General features: G+C 63.6%; 13 protein-coding genes. 10 read left to right on the top strand and 3 right to left on the bottom strand.

The genetic code is table 11. The features are described from left to right. Positions 1–274: 274 nt before the first annotated feature. The 10 genes from CSE6_RS25500 (at position 275) to CSE6_RS25455 (ending at position 10,480) form a co-directional block, all read left to right on the top strand. Positions 275–1,237, top strand: a complete 963-nt coding sequence (locus CSE6_RS25500; RefSeq protein WP_046987168.1) for a chromate resistance protein ChrB domain-containing protein — start codon at positions 275–277, stop codon at positions 1,235–1,237. A gap of 56 nt (positions 1,238–1,293) precedes the next feature. Then, complete coding sequence (locus CSE6_RS25495; protein WP_013722016.1) at positions 1,294–2,490, top strand: chromate transporter; 1,197 nt, start codon at positions 1,294–1,296, stop codon at positions 2,488–2,490. 61 nt (positions 2,491–2,551) lie between these two features. Next, on the top strand, positions 2,552–3,460 hold the full coding sequence (locus tag CSE6_RS25490; RefSeq protein ID WP_013722015.1) for a Fe-Mn family superoxide dismutase: 909 nt from the start codon (positions 2,552–2,554) through the stop codon (positions 3,458–3,460). 4 nt (positions 3,461–3,464) lie between these two features. Next, positions 3,465–3,923, top strand: a complete 459-nt coding sequence (locus CSE6_RS25485; RefSeq protein ID WP_005797792.1) for a chromate resistance protein ChrB domain-containing protein — start codon at positions 3,465–3,467, stop codon at positions 3,921–3,923. 24 nt (positions 3,924–3,947) lie between these two features. Continuing rightward, entirely contained in the window at positions 3,948–4,328 is a 381-nt protein-coding gene (locus CSE6_RS25480; RefSeq protein WP_013722014.1) for a hypothetical protein, read from the top strand. Positions 4,329–4,400: 72 nt separating this feature from the next. Further along, positions 4,401–5,303, top strand: a complete 903-nt coding sequence (locus tag CSE6_RS25475) for a DUF1259 domain-containing protein (RefSeq protein WP_005797786.1) — start codon at positions 4,401–4,403, stop codon at positions 5,301–5,303. 59 nt (positions 5,304–5,362) lie between these two features. Beyond that, on the top strand, positions 5,363–5,722 hold the full coding sequence (locus tag CSE6_RS25470; RefSeq protein ID WP_059441851.1) for a hypothetical protein: 360 nt from the start codon (positions 5,363–5,365) through the stop codon (positions 5,720–5,722). 46 nt (positions 5,723–5,768) lie between these two features. Further along, positions 5,769–7,595, top strand: coding sequence for an ABC transporter ATP-binding protein (locus tag CSE6_RS25465; RefSeq protein WP_059441850.1), 1,827 nt, complete (start codon positions 5,769–5,771; stop codon positions 7,593–7,595). Next, positions 7,592–9,394: an ABC transporter ATP-binding protein gene (locus tag CSE6_RS25460; RefSeq protein ID WP_059441849.1), complete on the top strand. Its 1,803-nt coding sequence runs from the start codon at positions 7,592–7,594 to the stop codon at positions 9,392–9,394. The genes CSE6_RS25465 and CSE6_RS25460 overlap by 4 nt, the downstream gene beginning before the upstream one ends. A 15-nt stretch (positions 9,395–9,409) precedes the next feature. Continuing rightward, a complete protein-coding gene (locus CSE6_RS25455; protein WP_059441848.1) occupies positions 9,410–10,480 on the top strand; it encodes a phosphotransferase family protein in 1,071 nt (356 codons plus the stop codon). Here the strand turns inward: CSE6_RS25455 and CSE6_RS25450 are convergent. The 3 genes from CSE6_RS25450 to CSE6_RS25440 form a co-directional block, all read right to left on the bottom strand. After that, a complete protein-coding gene (locus CSE6_RS25450; RefSeq protein WP_238585815.1) occupies positions 10,424–11,239 on the bottom strand; it encodes a TIGR02391 family protein in 816 nt (271 codons plus the stop codon). The genes CSE6_RS25455 and CSE6_RS25450 overlap by 57 nt on opposite strands. 9 nt (positions 11,240–11,248) lie before the next feature. Next, complete coding sequence (locus tag CSE6_RS25445; protein ID WP_054470674.1) at positions 11,249–11,887, bottom strand: DUF2026 family protein; 639 nt, start codon at positions 11,885–11,887, stop codon at positions 11,249–11,251. Positions 11,888–11,920: 33 nt separating this feature from the next. Then, positions 11,921–12,745 (bottom strand): site-specific integrase (locus CSE6_RS25440; RefSeq protein ID WP_152668670.1); only part of this gene is annotated, 825 nt, incomplete at its 5' end.

Raw genomic sequence — 12,745 nt, 5'->3', positions numbered from 1 at the left:
CTTAGCGTGCTTTATTTTCCGTTTTCTGAGGCGACCCCTATTAGCAAGCGCAGCGCGCAGGCCCGGATCTGCGATCAGGGCCGCAGTTGCGTGAAGGATCGACGCCGCATGGCCGTGATTCGGCACGAAGCACGGGGCAACGCCCGAGAGCCTGACGGCGCCGCGCGCCGACACGCCCCAGCGCGGGGTGCAAATCTTCTGAACCCAGTAGCAGTTATTTTGTAGAGATCGCTACATCATTGCAACGACCGTGACATGGATTTAAGCTGTTGCCATGACTCTCACCTCCGACTCTTGGCTGACCCTCATCGTCAGCCTCCCCTCCGCGAGCGCCACGGCACGCATGCGGATTTGGCGCGCGGTCAAGACGCTCGGCTGTGCCGCCTTGCGCGACGGCGCCTATCTACTGCCCGCCCAAGCCGAACAGGCTGCGCAACTGCAGGTATTGGCCGACGAGGCGCTGCAGGAAGGCGGGCAAGCCTGGCTGCTGCAGGTGCAAGCCCGGAACATGACCGAACAGGCCACCTTTCAGGCGTTGTTCGACCGGGCGGCCGATTACACCCCCTGGCTAGAGGAACTGGCGCAAGCACGCCAGACGCTCTCCGCCCTGAGCGCAGCCGAACTCCAGCGTACACAGCGCAAGCATGCGCGTGCCTATGAGGTCATCCGCAAAATCGACTTCTTTCCCGGTGAGACGTCGATCCGCGCCGACGCCCAGTGGCGCGATTTCGCCAACGCCCTCGAAGCCATGCAGTCACCCGGTGAGCCGCAGCCAACAGCGGGCAACATTGCTCGGCGTGATCGCATGCAGTACCAGGGGCGAGTCTGGGCCACACGCCGCCATCTCTGGGTGGACCGCGTGGCGAGTGCCTGGCTGATCCAGCGTTTTATCGACCCTCACGCGCGCTTCCTGTGGCTGAACACCGCAGCAGACTGCCCGTCCGATGCGCTGGGTTTCGATTTCGACGGCGCGACTTTCTCGCACGTGGGCGAGCGGGTGACGTTCGAGGTACTGCTGGCGAGCTTCGGCCTGGAGGACGATCGGGGTCTCTCGCGCCTGGGAGCCATGGTGCATGCGCTCGACGTGGGTGGCGCGACCACACCCGAGGCCAGCGGCTTCGAGGCCGTGCTGGCCGGCGCACGCAAGCGCTGGCCGGACGACGACGCGCTGCTGGTCGACATCGGCGGCGTGCTGGATTCGCTCCATGCCCATTTCTCCAGTAGTCGCAAAACGTGACGACCCACCTCAGATCACTTCTTTAACTCAGATCACTTTTTTAGGAACGAATCTTCATGAACGAGACCACTTCAGCTGCAGCCATCAGCAGTGCGGCGCCTCGCAGCTATACGCTGTGGCAATTGATTGCTTATTTCTTACGGCTCGGAGCACTGGGCTTCGGCGGACCCGTAGCCCTGGCCGGCTACATGGATCGCGACTTGGTGGAACGGCGCCAATGGTTCACCGAGGCAGACTACAAGGAAGGGCTGGCCTTGGCGCAGCTCGCGCCAGGACCGTTAGCCGCGCAGTTGGCCATCTACCTGGGCTTTGTTCACTACAGCTTCCTAGGGGCCACCCTGGTGGGCCTCGCTTTTGTGCTGCCCTCGTTTCTGATGGTGATCGGACTGGGTTGGGCCTATACGCATTTCGGCGGTCTGGGTTGGATGCAGGCCGTGTTTTATGGCGTGAGTTCCGCTGTCATTGGGATCATTGCTATCAGCACCTGGAAGCTCTCTACCAAGAACATCGGCAAAGACAAACTGCAATGGGCCATCTTTGCAGTAGCGGCGGCGGTGACGATCATCACCCAATCCGAGGAACTGTGGCTGTTCCTGGGCGCAGGCGTTCTCGTGTGGTTGTTGCGCGCGCCGCCGAAATTTATTAAGCCGTCCAGCACGCTGCACAGCAGTGCTATTCCTTTGCTGGCCTTGCTTGGCTTGTCCAACGTCGACTGGACCAAGCTGTGGCAGATCACCAAGTATTTCTTCTACGCGGGCAGTTTTGTTTTTGGTAGCGGCCTAGCTATCGTCCCGTTTCTGTATAGCGGAGTAGTCAAAGAGTACGGATGGTTGACCGATCACCAGTTCCTAGACGCTGTCGCAGTCGCCATGATCACTCCCGGTCCTGTCGTCGTCACTACCGGGTTCATCGGCTTTCTGGTCGCGGACTTCTGGGGCGCGGTTGCTGCGGCGCTGGCAACCTTCCTGCCGTGCTATCTCCTCACAGTCCTGCCAGCCCCGTACTTCAAGAAATATGGAAAGAAACCGGGAATCGTGGCATTCGTCGATGGCGTGACGGCAGCCGCCATCGGATCGTTGGCCGGAGCCGTGGTAGTTATCGGGGTGCGCTCGATCAAGGACGTTCCCACGGCGCTACTCGCCCTGGGGACTGCTGCCTTGCTTTGGAAATTCAAGAAGTTGCCGGAGCCGATCGTTGTCGCTGCCGCGGCACTGATTGGGCTGGTCGTCTACCCGCTGGTGACCCGCAGCTGAATAGAAGCGAGAGGAGTCCACGCCTTAACCCATGACTTGCCACATTTCTAGGAACACTCCAATGGATTTACAACTACGCCCCCTTACCATCAACCTCGCTGCCCTCAACGGGCTGTCCGAGGAACTCATCCTCAGCCATCACGCGAACAACTACACCGGTGCAGTCAAGCGCCTGGATGCTATTCGCCAGCAACTGGCGCACCTGGATTGGCCGACCGCTCCGGTCTTCATGATCAATGGCCTGAAGCGCGAAGAGCTGATCGCCGCCAATTCCGCTTGGCTCCACGAGCTGTACTTCGACACGCTGGGAGGCGACGGTGCATTGCCGGACTCCGGCCTGGCAGTTGCCTTGGCCCGCGACTTTGGCAGCGTTGACCGCTGGCGCACGGAATTCTCCGCACTGGCCAAGGCCATGGGCGGCGGCTCGGGGTGGGCGCTGCTGTCATGGTCCACACGCGAGGCGCGGCTGATCAACCATTGGGCGGCTGACCATACGAACCTGCTGGCCGGCGCCACACCGCTGCTGGCACTGGACATGTACGAGCACGCCTACCACATGGATTTCGGTGCCAAGGCGGCCGCGTATGTTGACGCCTTCATGCAAAACATCCGCTGGAATGCCGTGATGCAGCGCTACGCTGCCGCCGTCGAGGCTGATGCACTGCCCTGGTCGGCCGCACCAGAGGAAGTCGGCGGTGACCTCCAACTGATCGACGTGCGACGCACGGCAGGCTACGCACAAGCGCCTGATCGCATCGCCGGGGCCATTCGGCGCGATCCCGTGCAGTTGGCAAATTGGAGCCGTGAAATCGATACCTCTAAACCCGTCCTTGTGTATTGCGTGCACGGCCATGAAGTCAGCCAGTCGGTGGCGCTCGCGCTACGAGCGCATGGCCTCGACGCACGCTTCGTGGCCGGAGGCATCGAAGCCTGTCGCGCTGCTGGCGTGACATTTGAAGCAAAGGAGTAGCACCATGAAGTGGATTACACGCGAACGCCCCAAGATCGACCGCATCGCCTGTCCCTGGCTGGTTGCGCGCTTCATCGACCAGCAGGCGGAATTTCTCTATGTGCCGGCCAGCGAGGTGCTGAAAACCGCCAACGCTACCGGCGCCATCCCCTACGACATCCCGAATGTCGAACTAAGCCATGTGGGCGAGCTGTGCAGTTTCGATTCCTTCCTGTCGAAGTACCACCTGGACGACCCAGCGCTGCGCCAGTTGGCCGAGATCGTGCGCGGCGCCGACACCTCCCGGCTCGACCTGACGCCGCAATCAGCAGGGCTCTATGCGCTCTCGCTCGGGCTGTCGCACAACTTTAGCGACGACCACGAAATGCTCCAGCACGGCATGGTGATGTACGACGCCCTCTATGCGTGGTGCCGCGCATGCCAGGCCGAGACACACAACTGGCCGCCGGTCATGCCAGCCTGATCCGCCCAACTGAAAATGCACCAAATGTCCGCAATCCCCCGTCTTGCCTTCGCCACACTCATTCAGTCCCTGAGCCTGGTGGCGGCATCGGCAGCGCCCGGCCCCAGCGAACTCACCGGCGCGCAGATCAAGACAGTCTTCGTCGGCAATGTCATATCCGAAGGCGCGCACTGGTCCGCTTACCTCCTTCCCGATGGACGCACGAAGTCCATTGAACTGGGGCGGCCGCACCAGGGGCATTGGAAGATCGTGGGCAAGGAATTGTGCGTAAGCATCAGCACGGGTGTAGAGCCCGAATGCTGGACGGTACTGCGCAAAGGCAAGGCCTATCTGCTGCGCGCCCACGGCCAAGACCTCTACGAGGTCACTCCGGAACCTCTGTCGTCGAAATACCCGTTCGATTGACCGGCACCTGCCTCGATTACCCGCTCCGGCCAGCCCCCGGAGCTGCATCCCGCCAACTACCAAGGAAACTCCATGCTGCGTCTAACCCTCTCCACACTGGCCCTGGCCGCGGGCCTGCTCACTACAGGCGCCCCGGCCATGGCCCAGGCCATCGACACCGCTGCCATCGAAACGGCCACCGGCCTCAAGGGCAGCTACAACCAGGCGGAAAACGTCTTCAAGGTCAGCAAGCCACGCGACGACGTGAAGATCAATGTCGATCGCTGGACCATGCCACCGTTCATGGGGCTCACCTCCTGGGCCGCGTTCACGCCAATGGGCTCGTCCACCATGATGATGGGCGATACGGTGCTGTTCGAGGATGAAGTCAACCCGGCGATGAGCGTCGCGCTGGACAACGGCCTGGAAGTGACTGCGCTGCACAACCACTTCTTCTTCGACCAACCCAAGGTCTTCTTCATGCACATCGGCGGCATGGGGGATGCACGCAAGCTCGCCACAGGCGTGAAGGCGGTGTACGACCGCATCGCGCAGGTGCGCGCCGCCCAAGGCACGCCGGCCAGCAGCTTCGCGGGCGACATCGCATCGCCAAGCCATGTCACTGCTGCGCCCATCGAGGAGATTCTGGGCAGCAAGGCGCAGGTCAAGGATGGCATGGTGAAAGTAACCCTTGGCCGCACAGCCAAGATGCATGGAACCACCGTCGGCAATGAAATGGGCATCAATACCTGGGCGGCCTTTGCTGGCGACGATGAGCATGCGGTAGTCGATGGCGACTTCGCCATGCATGAAAACGAACTGCAGACGGTCCTGAAAACCATGCGTGGCCAGAGCATCAACATCGTGGCAATCCACCAGCACATGACCTACGAGGAACCGCGCTACGTCTTTCTGCACTACTGGGGAAAGGGCAAGGCCGTGGATCTGGCTCAGTCAGTGAAGAAGGCGCTGGATGCGCAGAAGGCGGCGAAGTGACAAAGAAGACCTTCAGCTCGGTTACGCAACGCCTCTCAACAAGCTCTACCCGGCACCTCATGCGCTTCATCATCGCCGGGGCCATGTTTCCCGCACTTGCCGCAACCGCCAGGGAGGTGCCGCTGACCGGCCCGCAGATTCGTGCGACCATCAGCGGCAAGTATGTGACCGATGAACGCCATTGGGGGCACAAGTATTTCGCGGACGGGCGCGTCGAGCGATCGGAGAACGGCCGCCAGCGGTCTGCGCGCTGGTCCGTCAAAGGCAATCAGCTATGCCTGCTGCAGCCGGAAATCAGCAAGGACGAACCGATCTGCTACCAAGTCCTGCGCGACGGACAGGAGCTGCAGTACAAGGACGATGCGCAGTTCGTGGTGTATAGGGGGCTGGTGCGGCCCATGCCCAAACGAGAGCCGTGAACGGGGGCGCGAATGGCTAGGGATTGCATGCACGCAGGCGACTGACATGGCGCACTACCTCTGGACACTGCGTCCCTACTACCGGCAGACCGCCGGGCAGCTTGTCCTCGGCTCCCTGGCAGGCGTCGTCATGAACACAGCCGTGGTCCTGCCCGCCGTGTGCCTCGGGCGCGCGATCGACGCCGCGACGCACTTCGCGCAGGGCCAGGCGACGCGCGCGACGCTACTGCAGGCCGTCGCGCTGTTCGCCGCCGCAACCCTGGCCACAGAACTGCCGCGACTGGGCAAGCGCTGGTGGTTGATGACGGCCAACGCGCGCATCCGCGCCAATCTGCGCGCGGATGCCCTGCGCGGGGTGCTCGCCTGGCCGATGGCAAAGCTGACTGCCACGCCTGTTGGCGACACCATGGCGCGCGTCATCGGTGACGTCGAAGTGCTGGGCGTCGGTATCCGCGAGGTGATCGTCGAGACCTGGGACACGCTCCTGTTCTTGATGTCGTTCTTCGTCGCCATGCTGGTGCTGGACTGGTCGTTGACCCTGCAGGCGCTGATTCCCGTGCCCTTCGCGATGGTGCTGGCCTGGGCCGCCGGACGCTTTATTCACCAACGTACGACGGCGGCTCGACAAGCCAACGGCGCGTTGACCGCGGGACTGCAGGAGCAACTGTCCGGCATCCGCGTCGCGAGGCTACTGGGGATGAAGCAGGCCGCACAGACGCGGATCGAGCGGCTCGCAGATGCACAGGCGCACACCAATCTCGCGGTGGCGCGGCCCCGCGCCGGCCTGCCCGCGGTCTACACCACGCTGATGGCGGCCGGCATCGTGCTGGTGTTGTGGCAAGGCGGCGAAAAAGTCATCGCAGGCGCGTGGACGCTGGGGGCGTTCGTGACCTATCTGGACCTTTTTCTGCGCTTCACCGGGCGCGGATTTCGGGTGCCGCAGCTCGTGAACTCGGTGCAAGCAGGCGGCGCAGCCTACGCGCGGCTCGCCCCCTTGCTCGCTGCGGCCCTGCCTGCTCGCGGCGAGCATCGGTTCGCTTCGTTTCGCGCCGGCTACCTGGCCGGAACGACTCCGCGCTCGACTCTCACCGAGCCGGCGTCACGAGTTGAACGCGGGCTCGCCGTATCCCTGCACAACGTGAGCTTCTCTCACGGCAACGCCGACGCCGCCGTCACGGCGCTGAACCAGGTCTCGCTCGAGATTTCGGCAGGCGCGTTCGTAGCAGTGACCGGGCCGGTCGGCTCGGGCAAGAGTGCGCTGGCGAAGGCTCTGCTGGGCCTGTACCCGCTCGCCGGCGGTACCGTTTCCCTGGACGGCGACGCGCCCGCACGACATCGCGGTGACATCGGTTACCTGCCGCAGGAGCCCTTCCTGTTCTCGGGTACGGTGCGCGAGAACATCACCATGGGACGTGAGCAGGCCGACCTCGCCACGATGAGCGCCCTGGAAATCGCCGCGCTTGCGAAGGACGTAGCGGGCTTCGAGCACGGCGTCGATGCCGAGATCGGCGAGCGCGGCATTCGCATTTCCGGCGGTCAGCGGCAGCGCGTCGCACTGGCACGCGCGGCGGCGGCGGGACCTCGGCTGCTGGTGCTGGACGATCCGTTCTCGGCGGTCGACGTCGCGACGGAGGCTCAGATCATTGCCAGCCTGCGCGCGGAGTTCGGCCGCGGGGCGCCGGCCGCGCGACAGGCCACCATCGTCCTGTGCTCGCACCGGCTGGCGGCCTTCCCGCAGGCGGATCTCGTCGTCGTGTTGGATGGAGGACGCATAGTCGAACGAGGCTCTCATGAACAGCTGATGCTGGCGGGCGGCCTGTATGCACGGATCTACGCGGCGCAGGTCGCGATGGCACAGCCGGAGGACGCATGACCGCAACACAGTCACAGCCGGCACCGACAACACGCCGAGGACTCACGACCGCCCAGGTGGGCTCGCTACTGGCGCCGCAGAGACGCCTGCTCGTGGCCATCGCAGCCTGCGTGCTTGCCGGTGCGGCGCTGGAGGTGCTGCCGCCGCTCCTCGTGCGGCAGGCCGTGGACGCCCACTTGGCCGTGGGCCGTGGCGACGGCCTGATGCTGCTGGGCGTGCTCTACCTGCTGGTCGTGGCCGGGCAGCAGGCGTTGGGCTTCGCGTCTGCGTACGGCACCGCGATCGCAGCCCAACGGGCGTTGCGCGACCTGCGCGCGCGCCTGTTTGGCCATCTGCAACGGCTGCCTGCGCGCTACTTCGACACGACCCCGTTGGGTGACACCGTCAGTCGCTGCACCGCAGACATCGACACCATCGACCGCCTGTTCTCGTCGGGCATCGCGAGCCTTGTCGCCGACCTCGTGCGACTGGTCACGATCACGGTGACGATGCTCGTGCTCAGTCCCTCGCTGACGCTGCTCTGCGGACTGGCCGTGCCGCCCCTGCTGTGGTTCACGCGCTGGTTCCAGCTGCGGGTATTGGCCGCTGAACGGGCCAGCCGGGAGGCCGTGGGAAGCGTCAACACGGCACTCGTGGAGACCCTCGGTGGCGCGGAGGTCATTCGTGCTTTCGGACGAACGGGGTTCTTCGAGCACCGCTTTCGTGGCGCTCTGCAGGCCACGCAACACGCCTATCTCGCGGCCACACGCTATTCAACGATCTACACGCCGCTGATGGCCATCCTGGCGTCGCTGATCGTCTGCGGCCTGCTGTGGGCAGGCGCCGAGGGCGCGCTGGCGGGCTGGGGTGTTTCTATCGGCACGCTCACGGCCTTCGTGCTGCTGTTTCGCCGCTTCTTCGCGCCGATAACGACGCTGGGCGAGGAATGGCAGACCGTGCAGAGCGCGCTGTCCGGGGCGGAGCGCGTGTTCCAGGTCTTGGCGCTGCCGGTCGAGGAAACACCGGTCGCCCATTCCGTGCAACAGGCAAGGAGCGAACCGGAGCCGTTGATCCAGTTGAAGGATGTGATCTTCGGCTACGTCGCCGATCGCCTCGTGCTGAACGGCGTCTCCTTGAGCGTTCGCGCAGGCGAGCACGTCGCGCTGGTCGGGCGCACCGGTGCCGGCAAGAGCAGCCTGATGCACCTCGCCGGTGGCCTGTATGCGCCCTGGTCCGGCGAAATTCGCGTGGCGGGCGCGGATCCACGCGCCATGACGGACGAGGAACGCCGTCAGTGCCTGGGCGTCGTGCCGCAGACGCTGCAACTCTTCAGCGGCAGCGTGCTCGACAACCTCACGATGGGCGACGTCCTCGTGACCCGGACTGCTTGCGAAGCGGCAGCCAAGGCAACGGGCGCGCATGCGTTCATCCAGGCACTGCCGCAGGGCTACGACACGCCCCTGGACGCGGGCGAGGCCGGCGCCGCGTTGTCTGCGGGCCAACGGCAATTGCTCGCGCTCACGCGCGCGCTGGTGCGCCAGCCTCGCGTGCTGCTGCTCGACGAAGCGACAGCCGCGATCGACCACGCCAGCGACGCTGCGTTCCGCGCCGCTCTTCGCCGCGACGCGCACGACTCGAGCCGTGCCGTTCTGATCGTGGCGCATCGGCTGTCAACGGCGCTGGAGGCCGATCGCATCATCGTGATCGAGGACGGTCGCATCCTCGAACAAGGCGCGCCGGACGAGTTGATTCGGTGCCGGGGTCGCTTCGCCGCGCTGCTGGCCATGGAGACGGCAGGCTGGGATTGGCATCAACGTTGACGTTGGAGGACAGACATGGGCAAGGACTTCTACATACAACCCGACGCGGCCGACCCGGTGCTCGATCCCGACGCGGTGCTCGCGATCGTGCGCCTGCATGCGGCGGGCGCGAAGGCCGTCAGGGCCGTCGACGAGAGCGGCGGCGAGGCGCGCACCTATGCGATCGACGACGGCCTGATCCTGAAGGTTCAGAGACCACAACAGCTGCGCGCGCGAACGAGCCTGGACAAGGAGCGTTTCCTGTTGGAGCAGCTGGCAGGCCTGGAGGGCGTACGCGTTCCACGAGTCCTTGGTGGGGGCGTCGCCGAACCCGGGATCGAGTACACCTTGATGACGCGCATGCCCGGCGTGCCGATGCACTCGGCAAGGTTCGACGGTGACCTCCGCCGGCGTACGCTGGTTGACCTGGGGCGCATGCTGCGTCGCATTCACGCAATCCCTCAGCAACCCCTGTTCGAGGCGCGCCTGATCCCCGGCGACCACACGGCGGCCGACGTTCGCACACGGTTCGGCGGCCTCTTCGACGACGCCGTCACAGCCGTGGCGCGGGCGGCCCAGCCCTGGCCGTTCGCGCTCGACCCGTTGCAGTTGGCGCGCCTCGCGATGCGCGCCTTGCCGGACGCAGACGCCTGGGTGGCCTTGCACAGCAACCCCGGCCCCGAACACGTCTTCGTCGATCCGCAGACCGGGCAGTTGACTGGCATCATCGACTTCGGCGATGCGTATTTCAGCCACCCGGCGCTCGATCTGCGCCGATGGCCTCGGCCCATCGATCGGGGCCGCGGTTCACGCCGGGTACTGCAGCGAGGAGAAAACGAGCGAGAGGTTCAACCAGACATGGCGCGTGGCCTGTGTGCTCACCGACATGCTCGCCATCGCACAGAGTCCGGAATGCCGCACTGCAGGGCTCGTCGAGTTGGAAGAACTTGTCGAGCGGTTGCGCTTACGGCTTACGTGATGGCTGTCTTGGCGCCGACCGATCACCCGCGAAAGGGTAGTACCCCCATCCTCTGGAGACACGGGGAGCCGCTACAACGCCGCGGTATTCGCTTTCAGCGTGCGATCCAGCTTGCGGTGAATGAGTGATACCAGTGTCAGGATGTCCAGGGCATCTTGTTCGGACATCGGCCAGTTTGTCTTGGGGGCATGGGCGAGTGGGTTGCGCACGGCGCCGAAGAGGCCCACCAGCAGATGGGCGAAGCCTTTTTGCTCGCTCTTCTCAGATTCGGTGGCGAGCGAACCGAAAACCAGGATCGGGTTTTGCGTCGAAAACGTCCGGCTCACTAACTCGGCGCCATCCATGGTCAGGCCAGACATGGAACGGATGCGCTCGGCGACACCTTTGGTCGACTCGAAGACGGCATGGAAATAGTTTTCATCCAGCAGTTCGGCGCGACAGTAGTTGAGTACTTCAGCATGGACTTTGCGGCTTTCAAGTGCCGACTTCAGCCGGCAGGCGCGCGAGCGCGCGGCGTCCAATGTCGTGGCCTTGTCGGCAAAGCCTACACGGCCATCTTCGCGCACGAAGAAACCCGAAAAAGCAACCACCACATTCAGCTCATCGCGCCGCCACCGGAAAGCGCCTGGGTCGCGCGCGTAGTTGACCGGGTTCATGGCAAGGTTGATCAGCAAGATCAAGTGATTACCGATTTGGTGCTGGTTCTGCGCTTCCGCCAGCGCGTTGAAAAGGCGCTTCCACTTGGTGATGCCAGGCGACACATCGGCGATTTTGATTTCCTGCAGCAGTCGCTCGATCTGCGCGCCCGTCAGACCTCGTTCGGTGTCTGCAAGCACCCGGCAAGCTGCCTCCATGTGCTGCGAACTAAAGGGATCGATGTGAGCCACGGAGTGAATTCACCAAGCGCCTGAAACCGCGCTGTTGTTCAATTTGATCCGAGTCACTTCCCCCAAGTCGTTTTGCATCCGCAACTCGGGAAGAATCGATTTCGGTGGTCTCCGGTACCAGTGCAGGCAGACGTTGACGAGATCTGCCCCGGCAGGCTTCTTCAGAAACGATTGCCGGAGGTTGACGGTCAGTTCGGGATTTGGCACCAGGTGGAAATCACCTTCTTGATCCAGATGCTCATGGCTGGGAGCCATGTCGGCCCACTTCTTCTGAAACATGCGCCGCGGTGCGATGAACGGGTGGCCGGCGGACGTACAGGCTTCCGGGAACATCGGCGCCATGAAATCGATCACATATTCATCGCACTGTATCCACGCGTGAAACGACGTGTCCGAGCTTTGAACCTGTCCTTCTGTCAATGTGGCGAAAGAGATGACATTCCGCTGTTGTTCGTTGACGAGGAAGAATGCAGCACCGGCGAGCTGCACGGCATCCTTCTTGTAGAACTCGCGCAGGATGGCAGCGCCCGCGATGCTGAAGAACATGCAAGCGTGGGCTGTATGCGCATCGACGCTGTCCAGGACTGACCTGATGACCGCATGAATGCGCAGATAGTCGAGCAGCGGGATAAGTGGTTTGGTCTTCATTGGATTTGTTTTTTGCGGGGAGCGCCGACGTGGCTAGGCTACGACCGTGGCCGGCAACGATACGGCTTTGACGCTTGGGCGCGCAACGGCTCTCGCAGAACGAGTGCGGGTGTGGCGCGGCTTGGATTCGGTCGTGTTCGTGGGATTCAAGGGAGCGGCTGAGCCGCATTCATGTTCGATGGGGACGCATTCCCTGCGCAGTTGGTCCAGACGGTTCGCCCATTCTTGAAGCATCGCGCGCCGCTCATCCTGGTAGGCATGGCGGTTGTAGGCCGCACGCACGGCATTCGCCGGCACGTGCGCGAGGCAGTGTTCGATCACGTCGATGTTGCCGCCGAGGCTGTTGAAGTGGGTGCTGAACGACGCGCGCATGCCGTGCGGCGTTCCTTCCCCGCTGAAGCCCAGTCGCTCCATCAAGGCGTTCAGGCTGCGATTGGCCATTGGCCGATGCGGGTCCACGCGGTTGGGGAACAGGTGTTCCCTGTTTGCGGGCACAAGCTCATGCAAACGAGTGAGCAGCGCAACTGCCTGTGTAGACAGCGGTATCCAGTGAGCGCGCTTGGCCTTCATTCGCTCGGCAGGAATTTCCCATTGCGCGCCTTTCAGATTCACTTCATCCCATCGGCCCTCGATGACTTCGGCTTTGCGGCAGGCGGTCAGAAGCACCAGCAGCATCGCGATGCGCGTTTCCTCGTTAATCCTGCCGCTGCCATCCAGCGTCCGCAGAAAGACGCCGATCTGCTTTTCGGACAGGGCAGGGTGGTTGGTCTGGGTGCGCTTCTTCATCACGCGCACGGGTGGAACCGGATTGTTCTCGATCAGTCCTGAATCGATGGCGTACTCGAAGATGCCCCACAA

Source organism: Comamonas sp. E6 (genome assembly GCF_001010305.1).
In the GTDB taxonomy this organism is placed as follows: Bacteria; Pseudomonadota; Gammaproteobacteria; order Burkholderiales; family Burkholderiaceae_C; genus Comamonas; species Comamonas thiooxydans.
This window is presented reverse-complemented; position numbering and strand designations above follow the sequence as displayed.

Coding starts and splice junctions, on each gene's coding strand:
- CSE6_RS25500 (WP_046987168.1), top strand. CDS start 275: ATGACTCTCACCTCCGACTCTTGGCTGACCCTCATCGTCAGCCTCCCC.
- CSE6_RS25495 (WP_013722016.1), top strand. CDS start 1,294: ATGAACGAGACCACTTCAGCTGCAGCCATCAGCAGTGCGGCGCCTCGC.
- CSE6_RS25490 (WP_013722015.1), top strand. CDS start 2,552: ATGGATTTACAACTACGCCCCCTTACCATCAACCTCGCTGCCCTCAAC.
- CSE6_RS25485 (WP_005797792.1), top strand. CDS start 3,465: ATGAAGTGGATTACACGCGAACGCCCCAAGATCGACCGCATCGCCTGT.
- CSE6_RS25480 (WP_013722014.1), top strand. CDS start 3,948: ATGTCCGCAATCCCCCGTCTTGCCTTCGCCACACTCATTCAGTCCCTG.
- CSE6_RS25475 (WP_005797786.1), top strand. CDS start 4,401: ATGCTGCGTCTAACCCTCTCCACACTGGCCCTGGCCGCGGGCCTGCTC.
- CSE6_RS25470 (WP_059441851.1), top strand. CDS start 5,363: ATGCGCTTCATCATCGCCGGGGCCATGTTTCCCGCACTTGCCGCAACC.
- CSE6_RS25465 (WP_059441850.1), top strand. CDS start 5,769: ATGGCGCACTACCTCTGGACACTGCGTCCCTACTACCGGCAGACCGCC.
- CSE6_RS25460 (WP_059441849.1), top strand. CDS start 7,592: ATGACCGCAACACAGTCACAGCCGGCACCGACAACACGCCGAGGACTC.
- CSE6_RS25455 (WP_059441848.1), top strand. CDS start 9,410: ATGGGCAAGGACTTCTACATACAACCCGACGCGGCCGACCCGGTGCTC.
- CSE6_RS25445 (WP_054470674.1), bottom strand. CDS start 11,887: ATGAAGACCAAACCACTTATCCCGCTGCTCGACTATCTGCGCATTCAT.